This is a genomic window from Rubripirellula reticaptiva, from assembly GCF_007860175.1.
Taxonomy (GTDB): Bacteria; Planctomycetota; Planctomycetia; order Pirellulales; family Pirellulaceae; genus Rubripirellula; species Rubripirellula reticaptiva.
In genome coordinates this window covers 174691-193384 of sequence record NZ_SJPX01000003.1, presented here as the reverse complement: position 1 = coordinate 193384, position 18694 = coordinate 174691, and the positions used below count along the sequence as shown (strand labels likewise).

At 53.9% G+C, this 18694-nt stretch carries 16 protein-coding genes; 10 read left to right on the top strand and 6 right to left on the bottom strand.

What is annotated here, in order from left to right; translation table 11 throughout:
• Nucleotides 1-39: 39 nt before the first annotated feature.
• The 4 genes from Poly59_RS13485 to Poly59_RS13470 form a co-directional block, all read right to left on the bottom strand.
• Complete coding sequence (locus Poly59_RS13485) at nucleotides 40-600, bottom strand: YeeE/YedE thiosulfate transporter family protein (protein ID WP_146534643.1); 561 nt, start codon at nucleotides 598-600, stop codon at nucleotides 40-42.
• Complete coding sequence (locus Poly59_RS13480; RefSeq protein ID WP_146534642.1) at nucleotides 593-2008, bottom strand: MBL fold metallo-hydrolase; 1416 nt, start codon at nucleotides 2006-2008, stop codon at nucleotides 593-595. Before Poly59_RS13480 ends, Poly59_RS13485 begins: the two co-directional genes overlap by 8 nt.
• A gap of 191 nt (nucleotides 2009-2199) precedes the next feature.
• Entirely contained in the window at nucleotides 2200-4695 is a 2496-nt protein-coding gene (locus Poly59_RS13475; RefSeq protein WP_246151629.1) for a PAS domain-containing hybrid sensor histidine kinase/response regulator, read from the bottom strand.
• A 102-nt stretch (nucleotides 4696-4797) separates the two neighbouring features.
• Nucleotides 4798-5013: a MerR family DNA-binding transcriptional regulator gene (locus Poly59_RS13470; RefSeq protein WP_246151628.1), complete on the bottom strand. Its 216-nt coding sequence runs from the start codon at nucleotides 5011-5013 to the stop codon at nucleotides 4798-4800.
• A 326-nt stretch (nucleotides 5014-5339) separates the two neighbouring features.
• Here Poly59_RS13470 and Poly59_RS13465 point away from each other — a divergent pair, with 326 nt between their 5' ends.
• The 4 genes from Poly59_RS13465 (at nucleotide 5340) to Poly59_RS29475 (ending at nucleotide 9718) form a co-directional block, all read left to right on the top strand.
• On the top strand, nucleotides 5340-5810 hold the full coding sequence (locus tag Poly59_RS13465; RefSeq protein WP_146534641.1) for a PA2169 family four-helix-bundle protein: 471 nt from the start codon (nucleotides 5340-5342) through the stop codon (nucleotides 5808-5810).
• A 339-nt stretch (nucleotides 5811-6149) separates the two neighbouring features.
• Nucleotides 6150-7409, top strand: coding sequence for an MgtC/SapB family protein (locus Poly59_RS13460; protein ID WP_146534640.1), 1260 nt, complete (start codon nucleotides 6150-6152; stop codon nucleotides 7407-7409).
• 568 nt (nucleotides 7410-7977) lie between these two features.
• The gene (locus Poly59_RS13450) at nucleotides 7978-9219 is read left to right on the top strand and encodes an AI-2E family transporter (RefSeq protein ID WP_146534639.1); all 1242 of its coding nucleotides are present in this window, start codon (nucleotides 7978-7980) and stop codon (nucleotides 9217-9219) included.
• A gap of 328 nt (nucleotides 9220-9547) precedes the next feature.
• A complete protein-coding gene (locus Poly59_RS29475; RefSeq protein ID WP_186776235.1) occupies nucleotides 9548-9718 on the top strand; it encodes a hypothetical protein in 171 nt (56 codons plus the stop codon).
• Nucleotides 9719-9922: 204 nt separating this feature from the next.
• Here the strand turns inward: Poly59_RS29475 and Poly59_RS13445 are convergent, their stop codons facing one another.
• On the bottom strand, nucleotides 9923-10147 hold the full coding sequence (locus tag Poly59_RS13445; RefSeq protein WP_146534638.1) for a hypothetical protein: 225 nt from the start codon (nucleotides 10145-10147) through the stop codon (nucleotides 9923-9925).
• A gap of 227 nt (nucleotides 10148-10374) precedes the next feature.
• Between Poly59_RS13445 and Poly59_RS13440 the strand changes: the two genes are divergently transcribed.
• The 3 genes from Poly59_RS13440 to Poly59_RS13430 all read left to right on the top strand — a co-directional run bounded on the left by Poly59_RS13440 (nucleotide 10375) and on the right by Poly59_RS13430 (nucleotide 12446).
• Complete coding sequence (locus Poly59_RS13440; protein WP_246151627.1) at nucleotides 10375-10725, top strand: cupin domain-containing protein; 351 nt, start codon at nucleotides 10375-10377, stop codon at nucleotides 10723-10725.
• Nucleotides 10726-10730: 5 nt separating this feature from the next.
• The gene (locus Poly59_RS13435) at nucleotides 10731-11624 is read left to right on the top strand and encodes a diacylglycerol/lipid kinase family protein (protein WP_146534637.1); all 894 of its coding nucleotides are present in this window, start codon (nucleotides 10731-10733) and stop codon (nucleotides 11622-11624) included.
• A gap of 630 nt (nucleotides 11625-12254) precedes the next feature.
• Nucleotides 12255-12446: a hypothetical protein gene (locus tag Poly59_RS13430; RefSeq protein ID WP_146534636.1), complete on the top strand. Its 192-nt coding sequence runs from the start codon at nucleotides 12255-12257 to the stop codon at nucleotides 12444-12446.
• A gap of 384 nt (nucleotides 12447-12830) precedes the next feature.
• Here the strand turns inward: Poly59_RS13430 and Poly59_RS13425 are convergent, their stop codons facing one another.
• Nucleotides 12831-13532, bottom strand: coding sequence for a dockerin type I domain-containing protein (locus Poly59_RS13425; protein ID WP_146534635.1), 702 nt, complete (start codon nucleotides 13530-13532; stop codon nucleotides 12831-12833).
• A 33-nt stretch (nucleotides 13533-13565) separates the two neighbouring features.
• On the opposite strand from Poly59_RS13425, the gene Poly59_RS29470 reads away from it, so the two are divergent.
• From Poly59_RS29470 to Poly59_RS13415, 3 genes are all read left to right on the top strand, one after another.
• Nucleotides 13566-13946: a hypothetical protein gene (locus tag Poly59_RS29470; protein WP_186776234.1), complete on the top strand. Its 381-nt coding sequence runs from the start codon at nucleotides 13566-13568 to the stop codon at nucleotides 13944-13946.
• A gap of 251 nt (nucleotides 13947-14197) precedes the next feature.
• A complete protein-coding gene (locus tag Poly59_RS13420; RefSeq protein WP_246151626.1) occupies nucleotides 14198-17155 on the top strand; it encodes a PSD1 and planctomycete cytochrome C domain-containing protein in 2958 nt (985 codons plus the stop codon).
• 32 nt (nucleotides 17156-17187) lie between these two features.
• Nucleotides 17188-18627, top strand: a complete 1440-nt coding sequence (locus Poly59_RS13415; protein WP_146534634.1) for a DUF1501 domain-containing protein — start codon at nucleotides 17188-17190, stop codon at nucleotides 18625-18627.
• The last annotated feature ends 67 nt before the right edge of the window (nucleotides 18628-18694 follow it).

Here is an 18694-nt window from a genome sequence, read left to right as displayed (position 1 = left end):
AACTTTAATGGCACGCTCGAAGTTCACTCCATGTTAGTTTCAAGTTACGTACATTAGCGTCGCGGCGATGATGCCGCCGATGAAAAAACAGATCGCGGAAACCCATGAGCCAACTGCAAATTGTAAAGTGCCGCTGATTCCATGTCCGCTTGTACAACCACCAGCCATTCTGGCTCCGAAAGCCATCAACACTCCGCCTGTCAAAACGACCCCGGCACGGAGTAAATAACTGTCACCGCCGAAGCGTTCCTGCCACATCGCAGGTAGAAACTTTCCGGTCAACTCGCCGCCGGTCCACGCGGCGAGGTACGCGCCCGCGACGACAGCTACTACCAGCATAAATTCCCAGCCTATCTTTGGCGGGTTGTCTTTGAAGTATTTCAGTGATCGCGTATGAGCAGGAGCGACCAGCAGTCCAATCATGCCCGCAATGCGAGCGTAGGCGGTCGAAGCGCCTATCGGTTTGTTCGAAAAGTAAAATGTCATCATCGAAAGCACTCCGATCAGTGCTCCGACCACGTAGGGTGACCACGCTGGTCCTGGATACTGCAGTGGATCGATTGCTCCGAGGATCGTCGTGGAATGCGTTACCTCAAGCATGGCTTACCTCTTTTCCAGTCTCGACGGGATAGCCTTCCGCCAACCATGCACTCCAGCTTCCGGGCACGTTCGACACGTGCTGAAAGCCACGTGACTTCATGAGGCTTGACGCAATGCTCGCTCGGTAGCCACTAGCACAGTACGTTACGTAATGCTGCTCTTTGTCCAAGCCAGTGATGCGATCACGCATCTCGGCGATGAAATGATGTTCGGCACCAGGAACGTGTCCATTGTTCCACTCGTCAGGCGAGCGAACGTCGAGAATGGTCGGCCCCGTTCCTGTTCTTTGATAATCGCGCAGCTCGTGAACGGACAGTTGTTCGAGTCGTTCCAGTGGCAATCCGGCCGTCTCCCACGCCTTCATGCCTCCAGCCAGATAGCCTGCGAATTGGCTGTGGCCGCTGCGGACGACCAAACGCTGAATTTGTTCAGCGTCCGTATCCTTGTCTAGGACGAGCAGCAACCGGTGTTTCAAGTCGAACATCTGTCCAACCCATGGGGACATTTCCGGTCGAGCGGCTATGTTGATGCTGCCCGGCACATGCCCGCCACCAAAAGCGGTCATCGAACGCGTGTCGATCGTCGTGACGCCAGGTTCGCGAGCGACCTTACGAAACGCATGAGGAGGCAACGCAGGTATCGTCGGTAATCGATCCATGATTGCCGACCCCGCGGAGTTGATTTTCTTGAGTTCGGGATAGTGCCACGGAACCGGCGGTGCATCGTCGACTACAAACTCGCGAAACGCTTCAAAGTTAGGGAACGACAGAAATTTATTGGTTCTTCGTTCGTATCCGATGGTGCTATTGAGGCGATCACCGATGTCAGCGCCGCAAGCCGAGCCTGCTCCATGACCGGGGTAGATCGTCACATAGTCTTCGAGCTTGAGGTAGAAATTGTAAAGCGTGTCATAGAGCGACTTGGCAAGTTCGTTTACTTGACCCGAGCCGAGCAGATCGGGACGACCTGCTGAGCCAACAAACAGCGAGTCGCCGCTAAAGACCGCCCATGGTTGGTCGGGGTGCTTCGCTTCGCACATCAAGAACGAAAGATGCTCTGGCGTGTGGCCGGGTGTGTGACGAGCGGTCAGGATGAACGATCCGAAACCAAACTCTTGCCCATCGGAAACTGGTTCCGCATCAATCTTGTAATCCGCTTGGACGCCGCTGAGGAAGATTTTCGCGGTGCCTAAGCGATCAGCCAGCGACCGGCTTCCCGATACGAAATCCGCATGGATGTGCGTTTCAAAGATATGTGTGATTGAAACGCCGTGCTTCCGGGCGAGTGATTCGTAAATCTCAACGTCGGTCCGGGGATCAATCACCGCCGCTGTGCCGGTGCCGGTATCGGCGACGAAGTATGAAAGCTGGGCGATTCCATCAGTCAGGATCGGCTCTAAGACAAACATGTTTTGCTCCAGTTGACGGCGCGGCGGGTGTTACCGTCGACACAGAAGCGAATCACGTACCAATCTCGAACTTGCTTTAACGTAGGATCGATCAGACGGCGACTCCGATGCTGAGCTACCCCGCGATTTGGAACAATCCCTCACCTTTTGCAAGACGACTGTCTTGTCGATCGGTTTGATGGCGACACGGTTCAGGCATCATTGCTATCTCCCATTTGCTTTCGGAGTTGCTCAGCACGGTCACGACGGCGGTGAACCAATTCTTCAGCTGTCACCTGTTGCGTGTACTTCGCAACCATGTTCACCAGCTTCGCGTGGTCAATCGGCTTCGACAAATAGTCATCGCAGCCGCCATTGAGACATTTATCGCGATCACCCTTCATCGCATCGGCAGTCAATGCGACGATCGGCAACTCGATTCCCGCTGACCGGAGCCGCGCGGTCGCTTGTAAACCGTCCACATTTGGCATCTGCATGTCCATCACGATCAAATCAAATGGTTGCCCCGCATCACGTGCCGCGATCGCCTCGTCGATCCCTTGCTGACCATCTTCGGCAGTCGCCACTCTCGCTCCAGCCTTCTCAAGAAAGTGTTGACTGATGTGCCGCACATCGCGGCGGTCGTCGACGACTAAAACGCGACAATCGAGTTTCGGTGATTCAGAAAGCAACTCCTCGGGTTCGCTTCTGCGGATCACCAGATCAGGCCTCACCAGCTCAATTTCGTCAATCGAGTCCACCGGTAAGCGTACAAAGAACGTGGATCCCTCGCCTGGTTCACTTTCCAGCTCCATTGTCCCGTCGAGCATTTGGACCAGCCTTTGACTGATCGCCAATCCCAAGCCGCTGCCGCCATACTGCCGAGTCACAGACGAGTCGCCCTGAGAGAATGGTTTGAACAAACGTTCTTGTTGCTCGGGACTGATGCCGATGCCGGTATCCACGATCGCAAATTCGACCAATGGCGGATTCGCCTCCGCGACAAACTTCACCTTCAGAGTCACTTCACCTTCGTCAGTGAACTTAATTGCGTTACCGATCAGGTTAATGAGTACCTGCCGAAGGCGGGTGGCGTCGGTCAAAATCTCGCCAGGCACTTGGCCCTCAAACTCGACCTCAAACTTGACTTTCTTTTCGCCCGCACGAACTTGCATCAACGACTGAATATCAGCGACCAACTGCGGCAACGGACACGCTTCCGGCTCGACATCCAGCTTTCCCGCTTCGATCCGCGACAGGTCAAGAATATCGTTGATAAGTTCCAGCAGATGTTCCCCGTTGCGTTTCATAATCAAAACACAATTGCGATTGTCAGGGTCTTTCAGGTGACCCAGCAGCACGTCGGCGTAACCAAGGATGGCTGCCATTGGGGTCCGAATCTCGTGGGACATGTTCGCCAAGAACTCGCTTTTGGACCGGCTCGCCGCCAGCGCGGCGGCTTCACTCTGTTGCAAACGACGCTCGGTCTCTTTCCGATCAGTAATGTCTTGCACAATCGCGCTGACGGCAGTCACCGAATGAGCGGTTCCGTCATCCGAGGGCAATTCCAGCGGAAAGTAGCTTGCCAGCCAAGTCTTCTCCTGGTCACTTGCCGGCGTCTTTCCGACAATCTCTACGTTTAGAATCGGCTTGCTAGTCGCAAAAATTTGGTCGTAGATCGGATAGAGCTGCTCGTGTAATTCCGGCAGCATCTCATCCGATCGCGCACCAATGTGTTGCTCAACTGAGTATCCGTTGATCGACGCGAGTGTTTCGTTGACTCGCAGGAACCGGTAATTGCGATCAATCAACGAAAGTCCGACTGGAGTTGCTTCGTAAATCAATTCCAATTCACGTTTTTGCTTCACCAGATCAGTTTTGGCAAGCCCCAGTGCGGCTTGGGCCTGCTCCTGTTCCTCGATATCCGTGATAGTGCCGACCCATTCACGCATGGTGCCGTCATCATTTTTCACCGGCACGGCTTCGGCGATGAATGCACGGTAGGCCTGGCTTTCCTGATGCCAAATTCGCCCCGTCGCCTGATGCTTGGTGCCATTTGAAAGCGATATTTGCCACCGACGTTTGAGCTCCGGCAGGTCATCCTCGTGAATCGCCTCGGCCCAACCTAATCCCTTGTGTTCGTCCCAGTTTTGTCCTGTATATCGTTCCCAGGAAATCTGTGGCTTAGCGAACTGGCCTCTTCGATCGGTCGTCCAAACGATACTACTTGTGCCCGCCAAAATTGCGTCGTGGCGTTCTTTCGCTTCGCGCAACTCTCGCTCAGTTTGCTGGCGCTGACTTATCTCAGTTTTTAGCCGCTCGTTGGTTGCCGCTATCGAAGGCAACTGCAAAATGCGAGGCATGTAACGGACCAAAGCAATCACCGTCGCCCACGAGATCATCGCAGTGATGACCTTCATCATTGCGGAGACACGATAGATCGGATGCCAAAAGATGATCGCTTCGATCAGGTGGACGGTGCCACACGCAAGGATGAATCCGCCGAACAACCAAAACAGTTTGTGAAACGGAAAGTCATCTCGCTTGCGTACGAAGTAGATCAGTACCGCTGGGATCGCGAAGTAGGCCGCAAACGTGGCAACGTCACTGACAATATGTAGCCATCCAAGGAATTCCGACCAATTGCCGCAGTACCAACGCGCCGGGAAATCGGACGTGTCAAAGAATTTAGGGAAGAATTCGCTCACAGTACGAATTCTCCGTCGGTCGGCACGCGTCCACGGCCGCTAATTTCAGGGCGATTCGCGCCGGAGGCGAACTCGACGGAAGCCACCAACAAAACGGATTGCTCAACCACCTGCCCGCTCCTCAATTACCTTTTGCAAAAACTTCTCCAAGTCTTTCTGTCGGTAATAGCGATAACCGGTCACCGGATTTCTACGAGCGACTAGCTTGCCAGACCGATCCCAGTTTCGAAGTGTTTCTGCGGTAACACCACAGAATTCAGCCGCTTCGCCGACCTTCATCAGTCCGCGTAGTTTCTGGATTTCTCGATTCTCACTCACGATAGGCTGCCTCTAAACCTTACAAATAAACCTTACAAAAACTAAAACTCTTCCCATTGAAAACCACAGGGGCGATTGGGTCAATCAAGGCAATTTAAGTTTCCGACATGCAGTTCAATCTCTTTCGTCGCGATGAGCAACCACGAACCAATTCGGTCGCTGACGAACCGCACTCCCGCTTCTGGGACGGTCGGCAGGTCTGCATCGCGATCGCAAGGCGACCGACTTTAATAGTAGGATCCAACGGCACGTGGTTTGCGTTAGTTGCCTCAGCAAAAGCGTTCACAAGTTGACGCTTACTTAAGCACGTACCAAAGGAATCAACCATGGCTCTCGAAACAAAAACGAATCTCAACGACACCACGATCGAAAAAATTCAGAAGCTAATTCGTGCCAACATCGACTCGTACAACGGTTTCCACGAATCCGCCGAGGAGATTGATGACGCGAAGCTAACCGAACTTTTCAAGGAACTCGGCGATCAGCGCAGTGCGATGGCCAGCGAGTTGCAGAAGCACGTCGAATTTAACGGCAAGAAAGCGGAGGACGATGGCAGTGTAGCGGCCAAGACGCACCGTCTTTGGATAAACATCCGTAGCAAAATCAACGGAGGCGATCCCTATGTGATCTTGATCGAAGCCGAACGAGGCGAGGACTACATCAAAGAAGCGTACGAGGACGTGTTGAAGGACACCGCTGGCAGTGCAATGAATGACTTGCTAACCGATCAGTACACCGTCGTCAAAGCCGGCCACGACAAAATCCGCGACCTAAGAGACGCGTATAAGGAAAAGTAGGCGCGCCAAGTTCGATCGTCAGGTAGCGAAGCACGCCAAGAGTTATCGGCTGAAATAAAGTTCAGTGCATCGCCGAGAGTTTCCGCGATTGTCGCGACAGCGTGTCAGTTGGTCCCCCGCGTATTCTGGTTGACGGTTCGCAGTCGTCTGGTCGAACGGATCGTTGCTCGAGGTCGCAGGCAATTAGCTCGCGGCCGATCAATGCCGCCGATTACGTTGGCGTGAACTCCGGACTGGCCGGGTAACTTCTCCTCAATTATCGTCATGACTCCCGATGGTGTCCGTTAGCACTGCACGCCAAAAGCGAGCAATACCTTACTCAAGCAGTAGACAACCCACATGGAAACCTACCAGGCCCTGGCCATCTCCCTAGGACTTGGGCTGCTAGTGGGTTTACAGCGTCAGTGGAAAGCCTCAGAGATCGCTGGGATTCGCACGTTCCCGCTGATCGCAATGATGGGAACTTTATCGACGATGCCAGGCAACCAGCTCGGCTGGATGAGTGCCGCGGGCATCCTGGCGATCGCGGTATTATTGGCGATCGCAAACGTCGCGAAAATTCGTTCCGGTGAATTTGATTCGGGCATGACTACCGAAGTCGCCGCGCTGTTGATGTTCGCTGTCGGGTGTGTACTTGGCGTTGGCGAGACGGGGCCAGCGATCGTGACGGCGGGAGTCGCTGCGGTGCTTCTGCACTGGAAAAAGCGACTGCACGGAATTGTCAAATCGATGACCGATAAAGACCTTCGTGCCATGATGAATCTGGCGTTGATCGGTCTGATCGTTCTGCCGATCCTCCCTGATGAAACGTACGGGCCCTACGATGTCTTGAATCCCTACGGCATCTGGCGAATGGTCGTGTTGATCGTAGGCATTAGTATGGTGGCGTACGCGGCTTACAAGTTACTCGGGGCAAAAGTTGGTGCGATTCTGGGCGGAGTTCTCGGAGGTTTGATCTCAAGTACAGCGACGACCGTCAGTTACGCCCGGCAAACGAAAGATTCGCCGAATATCAGTGCGATGGCTGCCTTGGTAATTCTGATCGCGTCGACGATTGTTAACGTCCGCGTATTAATCGAAATTGGCGTGGTGGCTCCCAATCTGCTGAATGTCGCATTCCTACCGATGGCCGTAATGCTGTTGTTGATGGTTGTTGAATGTCTGGCTCTCTATCTTCCGCTCCGCCATCAAGCCACAAAGCCACCTGATCACGACAATCCCGCACAGCTCAAACCGGCGATCATTTTCGGCGTTCTCTATGCGGTCATCTTGTTTATTGTGGCAGCAGCGAAGGATATCTTCGGTGACGGAGCACTGTATTGGATCGCGGGGATCTCGGGGCTGACCGATGTCGACGCCATCACGCTCTCGACTGCCAAAATGTTCAAGCAGGATCGAGTGAACGCGGCGACGGCTTGGCGAGTGATCTTGATCGCTACGATGTCCAACCTTGTGTTCAAAGCGGGAGCCGTCGCGATGTTGGGAAGTCGAAAGCTGTTGCTGTATGTCACCGTCACCTTCGGGATCGCAATGGCCGGCGGAGCGTTGCTCCTCGCGTTCTGGCCTGGGTTTGAGCTGACGCAATTCACGAACCCGTAATGTTTCGCCTGCCTGTGGCCAGCGCAAGATAAGTGGAATGCTTGTCCATCGACCAACCCGGTCATCAATCGGGCAACCTGTTTGCTGCGTTTTCTTCAGTGGCACGCAACTTCCGGGGTGTTTGGGACAACGCTAGTTTTCCCGCCACATTGGCCCAGCAAATGCAACCGAACAGCGATCACACGTCGTTTTACGCGAAGCGGCCACACGAGTGCCAAATTGCGTACACAGGGAACAGTGCGGTGGATTTGGGGAAATCCAAGGCAGGCGGAAACAAATTAGACGCCAAGCTCAACTGAAATGGGAGAGACCTGACCGACAATGACCGCAACCGAGTCGAAGTCAAACGAGAATCGCTTGTCGGCAAAGTCCAAGGGCATTACGGCATCGGGAAAAAAAACAGAACAACAGGTCCGCAAATCCAGTTGTGCAAATGCTTGTAAGGACAACCGCCCATCTTTTTCGAACTAGTGAAAGTTAGCAAAGCTGTCGTCGCGAAAACTACACACCTGGAGATCTCAAGTTTTGGCGACTCTCGCTATATCTAATGAACTTTCGGAATGAAACTATGAGTGACACAGAATCTCAGAATGAAGATACGACAACTCGCGGTGCACGCGTTGGTGACATCGCGACCCACATCTGTGCCGGCATGTTGATCATGTACGCGTTGTACTTCGCACGCAGCATGGCAGTTCCCGTTGTCACATCATTCGTTATCTACATGGTTTTGCGTCCGATCGTCCGCCAAGGAAAGCGAATCGGAATTAACCCTGCCATCGGTTCCGCCGGCATCATTTTTGGGCTTCTGGTGGCGCTGGGATTGGCGACCTACTTGGTGTTCGAGCCGGCACAGCAAACGATTGCCGAGGCTCCGAGCCACATTGCAATTGTCAAAGAAAAGCTCTCCTTCGTGACCGAAAAGCTGCAAGCGGTCAATCAAGCCACCGAGGACTTGGCTGATACAACTAGCCAGACAGAGACTTCAGCATCCGCGACGGCAGACGACGAGCCCGTGCCGGTCGAAATAAAACAGCCGGAATGGACGAGTAATGTCACTTACCTTAGTGGCACAGGAAACGTCGTCTCATTCATTACAATTTGCGTCGCATTGCTCTACTTCTTATTGGCGACTGGTGACAGCTTGTTGCGTAGTATAATGCATGCTTTGCCGGACTTCACGGCCCGACGTCGCTTGGTTGAAGTGATTGCTAACGTTCAAGAAGGGCTCGGAAACTATCTTGCGAAAATATCAGCCATCAATGCTGGCTTAGGTGTATCGGTCGCATTGGCGATGTGGTTGCTCGGAATGCCGTCGCCCGTACTTTGGGGAGCGATGGCGTTTCTGTTCAACTTCATCCCGATCGTGGGTGCGATCACGGGCGGAGCTATCATTTTTGTCGTGGCGTTGGTGAATTTTGATCCTACCTATTACGCGTTCGTCGTCACGGCCTTATTTCTCACGCTGACGTCTTTGGAAGGTCAATTTATCACGCCTGCGATCTTGGGCCGCTCGATGAGCATAAGTCCGATTCTGGTTTTCCTGTCTATTGTGCTTTGGGGTTGGATGTGGGGAATCATGGGCGTGTTCCTTTCCGTCCCGATATTGATCGCTGGAAGAATGGCCTGCGAAGGCTATGACGGACTACGGCCGCTGGCCTACGTCCTCGGTGCAGAGGTACCGGTAAAGGAAGCAGCGAACTCAGATGAAGCCGATCAGGACCGTTCCGTTGTCGACAGTGACCAACACGACACGATTCCTGACTCACATATCAACACTGTCGTGAAAAAAGAGACTTGCCCCACGTGAAAACGCTCAGCATCAACGAATCCTCCGAGGATCCCTAACCGCTTCTTAGGGTGGTCGAAGAAAAGTTTGGAAAGTCGCCAAACCTGTTTTGCTCATTGACTCATTTTCATCGAGTTGAACGGTTTCCCGCAAAGCCGCGAAAAGTCAGAACGACACCGGCTCCACTGATTTCCCAGGTAGCAACGAAGTCACACAAAGTGACAATTTTTTCAAGCTGAAAGGGATTCCCGATCGTCCGCTATTGATCGGTGGCGTATACGTGTCGAAGGACTTCGCTCAACTTAGCAAGGGGCAATGTTAAAAACTTTTTTGCGAGTCGCCCGAGTCGATGCCTGACTATAGAGCCAACCCGAAGAACGCGTTCACAACTCCCGTAATCGCTGCGGTCGGTCTGGCCGAAGAAGACGCAGGAAAATTCGCCAACGATATCGACGTGCGATTCGAGGACACCACATCTTGGAGACGCGTTCGAAAAACCGGAGACACCGTCGCTGGCTAGAAGCTCTTGATCGATAAGCAAACCGACGAAATCATCGGCGCGCATTAATCGGTCCATCCGCCGAGGAAACGATCGATCTGTCCGCGCTAGCGATGAAGCACGGGTTAACCGCCGTCGATGTTAAGTCGACGCTATTGCCTTTCCGACTTTCACATCTGATGTTCGCCGAATGATGTAGCCTCTTGCTTTTAGCTACCGCTGATACTACTCGCTGGACGTTTCAAGCGATTCACGGTCAATACTGGCGTCGACCTTCTCGGCAGCTCGATCAATCGCTTCTTTCGATTTTTTAACAACCTCCGAAGCGTCGCGTTTGACCTTCTCCGAATCCACACGGATCGTGGGATCACCATCAGGAGAACTTAACTGAACCCAGCCAATGAGACTTAAGATCAACACGAGGACCACGATCACAATGAGCACACGCATCGCAGATTTCCTTTTTCGAAAGGCGTTAACAGAGCAACCGAAGTCGATTGCCCGACGAACCTTCTCCTGCAATTCTCGCGCCATCCGAATTCTCGCGCCATCCGAATGGCGTGGTACAGCGTTTGCTTTCTACAACGCTGGCACAAGCTGCCAGCTGATCGTCTAAGTCCAGCTTTCAAGCTAACAGCTCGTGGAGAAAAACTACCTCAATCTCAACAAGGGGTCCAATGATGGTTGTCCCGCAAGTCACTCCCAAAGCCTCGGCTGAGTGCGGCGCGATGGGCAGGCAAAACCTTGCTACTGGTATGCAAGTTTCCTTCCGCCGCTGGCAGCAAGATCCAAGCGATTCTAATGATGCGATTATCCGCGATTACGAAATAATGGGCCACATGATTGATGGCGCACTCGAACTTGGTCTCGGTGGCGAAACTGTCTCGTTGCGTACTGGCGATTCGTGGCTTGTGCCTCAAGGTGCTCAGAATCGCTGCCGAGTTGTCGAGCCAATTATCGCAATCGAAGCGGCGAGCCCACCTGCCAGATTCAACGACCTTGACGAACACCCAACAAAGGCATCGTAACACCTATGTCGCCACTAACCATCGTTTGGAACTCGGGATCCGGCCGAGCCTCAGAAATCTCTGAACTTCGGCAAACACTTGCGGAACGATCAACTCAATGGATCGACCTTTCGGAAATTTCTGATTTGGGAACAGAGCTTGGCCACATCTCCGCTGAAAGCTTGGCAACGGTCGTTGCAGCCGGCGGTGACGGGACTGTTAACGCGGTCGTCAATTCGTTAATGACTATTGACGCTCGTCGCCGACCGACGATGGGCATTGTCCCGCTTGGCACCGCAAACGATTTTGCTGGGACACTTTGTGTGCCAGAGAGCATTGCATCCGCAGTAAACTTGCTCGGCCAGGAAGCGGCACCCGTCGACATTGTCCGTGTCCGCGGCAGAAACTTACAGCGTTACTACGCAAACATCGCGGCGGGGGGCAATTGTGTTCGAGTTAGCGAAGCGATGACGGACGAAATGAAATCCCGTTGGGGAGCATTCAGCTACATTCGTGGTGCAGTCGATGTCCTGCCCAACATGACAAGCTACCGCATTAACGCAACCTGCGACGCAGAAGTCTTTACTCAACTCGATTCTTGGGCGGTCCTTGTTGCCAACGGCAGAACCAACGCTGGGCGAATTGAGGTCGCTCCGAAAGCGTCTCCGACTGATGGTTTGATCGATGTTATTTTTATTCGCGATGGCACGATCGGCGACATGGTCGAGATTGTCGCTAACAATCTACTCGGCGATTTTCTTGACAGTGATCAAGTCATTTTCCGCCAAACGCGTTCTCTGCGCTTGCAATCTGACCCCCCGATGCGATTCACGATGGACGGGGAAGTGATCGATGAAGAACCCCTTCATTTTGAAGTCGTGCCCGGAGCGATCCACATTCACATCAACAAACAGTTGTAGATGAAATCTATCCGTTTTTTCGGTTTTTCAACTTATAGGCTGACTGTCAGCGGCTATAGCGAATTCAGTTCACTATTTCGATCAGCAAATGGCGCGGACGCAATCAACTCTGGACTTTGTTCAATCGATTGGACAGAAGACACGCATCGCTGGCATGGGACCGGTCATGCTCGAGTCTGGTTTGCCGTCTGCGTCGGGGCGCCAAACGCGTTAGCGTTGTCTGCACCTTCAACAGCAGTGACGGCGTAGCCAATCCGATAGTCAACGCAAGGTGGGTGGCACCATACAAAGTACCGTTTTCCACCCACCCATAAGAATCCAACCTACCCCAATTGCCATCCAACCGAATCGGCCCGTGGCCAATCTCACCCACACCCTTCGGTGAGAATTCCAATCGATTCAATTTGAACCGGACTCAAGAACAAATCCGCCACTTCCGTTCTCACTTTTGTCACCGGCTAATCCGATACTAGGGCGTTCATCGGAGCCAATCACTGAGCATCGCGGCCAGCGCTGATGGGCAACTCAGAGACGAGTCCGGCCTCCCGGCTTAGTGCTTCTGTCGTGACGGCATTATCGAAAGATCCGTTGCGCGGTTCCGCCAGCGAGTAATGCCACTGGTTGCACTGGATGAAACAGCAACGTCTTCTTTATCGCTTCGGCGTGTGCCTACTGAACCAGAAAGATCTCTTGGCTGCACTCGCTGGCGGAATCACCATCGATGCCGACGACCTCGTCAAATCGGTAATCTATCGGTCGCCTTGGTTTTTGAACTACAAAGGGACGGCCCGAGAATGGGTCGATGGTTGCCGACACCACTGAGCTAGGACAGTTGTGCGGGGGTGATGCAGTGCAGGGAGGCTTCGGCATCGCATGCAACGATATTCCCCGAGTCAATTCAGCCTTGAATTATATATCCTTCGATTCCGGTAAGGCCACCAACTCCCCGGCTCTGCCTCGTCCAGTTGTTACAATTCTTGCTAACCGCTGAGGAGCTGTCGAAATCGGTTCCTGAGTAGATTGCGTTTGGTCGGTTCAGATCAAAAACTCCATGTTCATCCACAAAGATTGCTCGCTCAATCGCTCCATCCCATAAATCAACTTCGTTGTCGACGATAAGTTGTCCGCTACCAACGACCACCTTCCCCTACACTCCAGACCTTGTCCTAGCATCCAAAAAAGCGTCCGACATGATCGCTTTGTAGATCATCGTCTCGCCATCCAATCGATGATTAGGCCAGCGTTGCTGGCAATCTCGCTGCGTTTCAAATCGAAGAACCGCAGGTTGCTCGGTGTGTCTGGACACAGCGAACCTTGAGAGATCGCGACGGTCGCTTTGCTGAAGAACACGGTGTGAAATCGCTCGAGCTCATGTCGCACCGCCGCACCTTGGTTGTCTGCAGGAAAGCGAGTGTCGTTGAAACCGATGGCGGTCACGCAGAAGAAGTAATCGCCGTCGGTCGTGACTTCGGTGAAGATTGAAGTTTGCAGCCCATCGACTCCATTGCGGCTAGCGACAAAGTCTGCTGCATTACAGCTTGCTTTCGTCGAAAACGCGACTTCGTAGGTCTCGCCACCGACAAGCGGAGACGCGGTCCACCTGATCATCTGGCCATCGAGACTCGTTGGCGGTTCCGTCGGAGCGGTGATTTGGTTAGGCGCTCCGAGCTGATCTTGTCTCGTTAACTGATTGATGACCAGAAAAGCATTCAGGGCAGAGACGGTGCTATCGCCAGAGACATTTGAGTAGAAGTCATCTGGATCGATGCTACTGCTTTGGTTGTTATCATGTCGGGCGAGGGCGTTGATGTTCAACAGGGCATCGAGTGCTGAAACCGTTCCGTTGTCGTTGACGTCAAAGGTGTTTTTGGGATCGCGATTGGCAGCGACCTGCTCGCCTTGGGCCATACGGGCACCAGAACGCCACCTGCTTAAATCTTCATGGCCGACCAAAGCAGCAGCAATCCGAATCGGTTGCAACGTACCGTGCAAATCGAATTAGGCGAGTTGCTGGATCACGTCATTCAGGTCGATCGATCGTCCCACTTGCTGCGACGCGGCAGGGAACTCATCCTGCACGGCCGAGAAATCGCCAGGAAACCTTCATGTCGGATCGATGGTGATCCCGCGAGCGAGCCCAATCTCGTTGGGCATGCCATCCGCTCCCGAAGCTTCGATGTGAAGGAAGCCGATGTTGCTGTAGTTGTCGCTGTTCTAAACGTCAAATGGACCGCGAAGTTGATCGTCTCGGATTTGGATTCGAGTTTGTCGGCCAAAATCACAATGCCAACAAGGCTGCACAATGGGTGGTACCGAACATAGTGGGTGTGGTGCACCTGCGTTCGGAATGCCGTGTATCATAGGAATCCGCCAATCTTCCCACCTACAACCATTCTCTGGTTCAACGTGCTCTGCTGCTGACAAGGTTCCGCTGAATGCACCTCCCATTTGAACGTTTCAGTCCATTTGCCGTCGCTTCTCCCATCGATCGATTGAGTCGGAAGGGCCGCGCTCGCTCGAAATTTGCTTGCCTACGATCTTTCGCCGCGCCAGCGATCTCCCAACGTTGGGCTTTGAAGGTCTTCTTCTTCCTGGTGATGGCGTCGTTTTGCAATGCCAAAGAATCGTCACTCGAATTCAATCGCGACATTCGGTCGATCCTGTCGGACAAGTGCTTCGCTTGCCACGGACCGGATGCAAAGACGGTGGAAGGCGACTTAAGACTGGATCTGCGAGCACGAGCCATCGAAACCGAGGCGATCGTGCCCGGTGATGCCGACAAGAGTTCGCTGGTTCGACGCATCTTTTCGGATGACGAGCAGATGGTCATGCCGCCGCCGGAGTCACATAAGCCGCTGACTCGAATCGAACAACAGACGCTGCGTCGATGGATCACGGAAGGTGCGGAGTACGAATCGCATTGGGCCTACACTCCGCTCAAGCGAGAGGAAGACTCGAAGTCACTTGGCATCGATCATTTCGTCAACCAGCGATTGGTGGAAAGCAGTGTGCAGCCGGTTGCGGAGGCAGATCGCGTCACGTTAATCCGTCGCCTGTCATTCGATTTGACTGGATTGCCTCCAACGGTCGAGGAAGTCAACGAATACGTGAACGACGCGAGTGAAAACGCGGATGAAAAAGTCATTGATCGGCTGTTGAATTCCCGTCGCTACGGCGAACGAATGGCAATCTATTGGCTGGACTTGGTTCGATTTGCGGACACGGTCGGATATCACGGCGATCAGGATGTTTCGCAATCGCCCTACCGCAGCTACGTCATCAACGCCTTCAATAGCAACATGCCGTACGATCGGTTCGTTCGCGAGCAGCTTGCCGGTGACCTGCTAGCCGATCCGACGTTGGATCAACAGGTCGCATCGGGTTACAACCGATTGAACCAAACGACCGAAGAAGGCGGCTCACAAGCGAAGGAGTATCTCGCGATCTACTTTGCCGATCGTGTCCGGAACGTGTCGCAAGTTTTCATGGGAGCGACCGTCGGATGTGCCCAGTGCCATGATCACAAGTACGACCCGTACACAGCGAAGGATTTTTATTCGCTGGGTGCTTTCTTTGCTGACCTCGACGAACGAGGCGTTTATGGTGCTCGAAGTCGTCCCCCAACGATTCGAGTTCCTTCGGACGACGACTCACGGCGACTTGCCGAAGCCGATCAAAAGCTCGCGGCGTTGAACGCAAGAGTCGCTCCATTGCGGCAACAGTTGCTGGAACGCCAAAGCGAATGGGAAGCGATCACGCGGAATGAGATCGAAGGTAACGAATCAGTCGACACTGTCTGGATCGATGATGCACAAGACACGGGAGGCAAGAATAACGGCAGCTGGAATTTTGTTAGCGGCAAGGGTGTTCCAGTGCATAGCGGTTCGAAATCGCGAAGCCAACAATCCGACGGACTCGTTCAACACTTTTTCGATGACGCGAGAAAAAAAGCGACCGTTCAAGCGGGTATGAAGTTCTATGTTTGGGTGCATTTGGATTCCAAGAATCCACCGAAAGCCCTGATGCTCCAATTCAATGACGGGGATTGGGAACACCGTGCCGTGTGGGGTTCCGACGATATCAGTTATGGAAAGCGAGCCGACAGTTGGGTCGGATACCAACGAGCCGGTGGTCTGCCAAATACCGGCAAGTGGGTTCGACTGGAAGCTGACCCGTTGCAGCTCGGCTTGCCGGTCGGCACGGTTGTCAAAGGCATGGCCTACACACAGTTCGGCGGGCTCGTGCACTGGGATCAAGCGGGCTACACCGGCGCAGGGATTCCTTCCACGGTGGCTAAAGCGATTGCGATCAATCCGTCCGAGCGAACCGACGAACAGGAAAAGGCCGTCGAAGATCATTACATCGATGGCGCCGATGAGATGGTCGACCTGAGAAAACAGATCGCCGATGCCGAGACGAACCGCACCAAGGTCGAAGAATCCGCGACAACAATGGTGGTTAGCAGATCGGTTGAGCCACGCGAGATCCGCATTCTTCCACGCGGAAATTGGATGGACAATTCGGGTGAAGTCGTCGGGCCGGCGATTCCCGAATTTCTGGGCAAGCTCGAAACCGGTGATGCTCGGCCCACGCGTCTTGATCTTGCCAACTGGCTTTGCGAACCCGACAACGTCTTGACCGCGCGAACGATGGTGAATCGATTGTGGTTCCTGATGTTGGGGCGCGGAATCTGCAGTTCCGTTGATGACTTTGGCGGGCAGGGCACTTACCCCTCGCACCCCGAGTTGCTCGATTGGCTGGCCGTGGAATTTGTCGAGTCGGGATGGGACATCAAACACATCATGAAGTTGATTGCGTCCAGTCAGGCTTATCAACGATCATCGAAGCCTTCACCCGAACTTCGCGAAAGCGATCCATACAACGAGCTTTTTGCACGGCAGGGGCGTTTCCGAATAGCGGCGGAGATGGTTCGCGACAGCGCGCTTGCTATCAGCGGACTGTTGGTCGAACAAGTAGGCGGCACGAGCGCAAGGCCGTATCAGCCGCCGGGGTACTACGCCCAATTGAACTTCCCACGTCGAGAGTACGCCGCCGACGACGGCGATCACCAGTATCGACGTGGTGTGTATACGCATTGGCAGCGAACGTTCTTGCATCCGATGTTGAAAGCCTTCGACGCACCCAGTCGCGAAGAATGCACCGCTCAGCGTTCGCGATCCAACACGCCGCTGCAAGCACTCACCCTTTTGAACGACCCCACGTTCGTCGAAGCCGCTCGCGTCTTTGCCGCGCGGATCATGCGAGAAGGCGGTGATTCGACCGACCAGAAAATCACATGGGCCTATCGAACCGCAGTCTCTCGCGGACCGGACGCCGTCGTGGCGGACGAACTTCGCGATGTGTTCGTTCAACACTCCAACCACTTTGCCGAATCGATCGACGAGGCAAAGCAATTGATCAGCGAAGGCAATGCGTCCGTTGCCGAAGACTTGGATCCCGTACAGTTGGCCGCTTGGACAAGCGTCGCCCGCGTGATCCTGAACCTTCAAGAAACAATCACCCGATATTGAACCTGCGAACTCCAAACCGCTGGGCTTGATTCATGACGGCTAACGAAACAATGCAAAATCACGCCACGATCGCTCGTCGAACATTCCTCCGCAACACCGGTATTGGCTCGGTTGCGCTGGGATCGCTGCTGCAAACGGGACGCTCTCCATCGGCCGCGTCAGTAATCGATGGCCATTGGACCGGCGTCGTTTCTCCGACACATCATCCACCGCGTATCAAGCGAGTCATCCATTTATGCATGGCGGGTGGACCGAGTCATCTGGAGACATTCGATTACAAAGAGGAACTTGCGAAGTACGACGGCAAGGAGATGCCCGAGTCACTGACCAAAGGTCAACCGATTGCTCAGTTGCAAGGCAAGAAACTGAACGTGCTTGGCCCGCAGCATAAATTCGTCCAACACGGCGAAAGCGGACTGAGAATGTCTTCGGTCTTTGAGCACATCGGAAAATGGGCCGACAAAATGTGCATCATCAATTCGATGCATACCGAACAAATCAATCACGATCCGGCACACACGTTCTTCAACACCGGAACGGCGATCAGCGGCAGGCCCTCGATGGGATCATGGGCCTTGTACGGCTTGGGGGCTGAGACCGAAGACCTTCCCGGCTTCATTGTGTTGACCAGCGAAGGCGGCGGACAGAGTCAGCCGATCAGTTCACGACAGTGGCATTCGGGTTTCTTGCCGAGCCGATTCCAAGGTGTGCAAATGCATGCGACGGGGAATCCAGTGCACTACGTGGGCAATCCGGCTGGTGTCGGTCGAAAGCAACAACGAGAAGTTATCGATGCGATTTCGCGAATCAACTCGCACCGAAACGAACAGCTCGATGATCCGGAGATTGCGACACGTATCGCTGGCTATGAAATGGCGTTTCGCATGCAGGCATCGGTGCCTGAGCTGACCGACATGTCCAGCGAACCGCAACACATTGTTGACATGTACGGTTGCAAGCCAGGCGACGGATCATTCGCCAGCAACTGCCTGCTCGCGCGCCGATTGGCCGAACGCGGAGTACGGTTTATCCAGTTATACCATCGCGGTTGGGATCATCACGGCGGGGTGAAAAAAGGCGTTGAAACGACGGCGAAGCTGGTTGACCAAGGTACCGGCGCGTTGCTGAAGGACTTGAGCCAACGCGGCATGCTTGATGACACGTTGGTGATTTGGGGCGGCGAATTCGGACGTACTCCCATGGCTCAAGGCAGCGGGCGAGATCATCACATCAAGGGCTTCTCGATGTGGATGGCGGGCGGTGGCGTCAAAGGAGGCACTCGATACGGAGCGACCGACGAATTCGGGTACAACGCGGTCGAAGACCGTGTGCATGTTCGCGATTTCCACGCGACGATGCTCCATTTGTTGGGAATCGATCACACACGGTTTTCCTACAAGTTCCAAGGGCTCGATTTTCGACTGACGGGCGTGGAAGAAGCACACGTGGTCAAAGGAATTTTAACCGCGTGATCGATCGGTATCACGAAAGATTGCGCGACGTTGTTTGTTGTTGCGATGAACTCGGTTTCACCCACCC

Excerpts from the sequence above, each read along its gene's own strand:
- Poly59_RS13485 (WP_146534643.1), bottom strand. The coding sequence starts at position 600 with ATGCTTGAGGTAACGCATTCCACGACGATCCTCGGAGCAATCGATCCA.
- Poly59_RS13480 (WP_146534642.1), bottom strand. The coding sequence starts at position 2,008 with ATGTTTGTCTTAGAGCCGATCCTGACTGATGGAATCGCCCAGCTTTCA.
- Poly59_RS13465 (WP_146534641.1), top strand. The coding sequence starts at position 5,340 with ATGGCTCTCGAAACAAAAACGAATCTCAACGACACCACGATCGAAAAA.
- Poly59_RS13460 (WP_146534640.1), top strand. The coding sequence starts at position 6,150 with ATGGAAACCTACCAGGCCCTGGCCATCTCCCTAGGACTTGGGCTGCTA.
- Poly59_RS13450 (WP_146534639.1), top strand. The coding sequence starts at position 7,978 with ATGAGTGACACAGAATCTCAGAATGAAGATACGACAACTCGCGGTGCA.
- Poly59_RS29475 (WP_186776235.1), top strand. The coding sequence starts at position 9,548 with ATGCCTGACTATAGAGCCAACCCGAAGAACGCGTTCACAACTCCCGTA.
- Poly59_RS13445 (WP_146534638.1), bottom strand. The coding sequence starts at position 10,147 with ATGCGTGTGCTCATTGTGATCGTGGTCCTCGTGTTGATCTTAAGTCTC.
- Poly59_RS13440 (WP_246151627.1), top strand. The coding sequence starts at position 10,375 with ATGATGGTTGTCCCGCAAGTCACTCCCAAAGCCTCGGCTGAGTGCGGC.
- Poly59_RS13435 (WP_146534637.1), top strand. The coding sequence starts at position 10,731 with ATGTCGCCACTAACCATCGTTTGGAACTCGGGATCCGGCCGAGCCTCA.
- Poly59_RS13430 (WP_146534636.1), top strand. The coding sequence starts at position 12,255 with ATGAAACAGCAACGTCTTCTTTATCGCTTCGGCGTGTGCCTACTGAAC.
- Poly59_RS13425 (WP_146534635.1), bottom strand. The coding sequence starts at position 13,532 with ATGGCCCAAGGCGAGCAGGTCGCTGCCAATCGCGATCCCAAAAACACC.
- Poly59_RS29470 (WP_186776234.1), top strand. The coding sequence starts at position 13,566 with ATGGCCGACCAAAGCAGCAGCAATCCGAATCGGTTGCAACGTACCGTG.
- Poly59_RS13415 (WP_146534634.1), top strand. The coding sequence starts at position 17,188 with ATGACGGCTAACGAAACAATGCAAAATCACGCCACGATCGCTCGTCGA.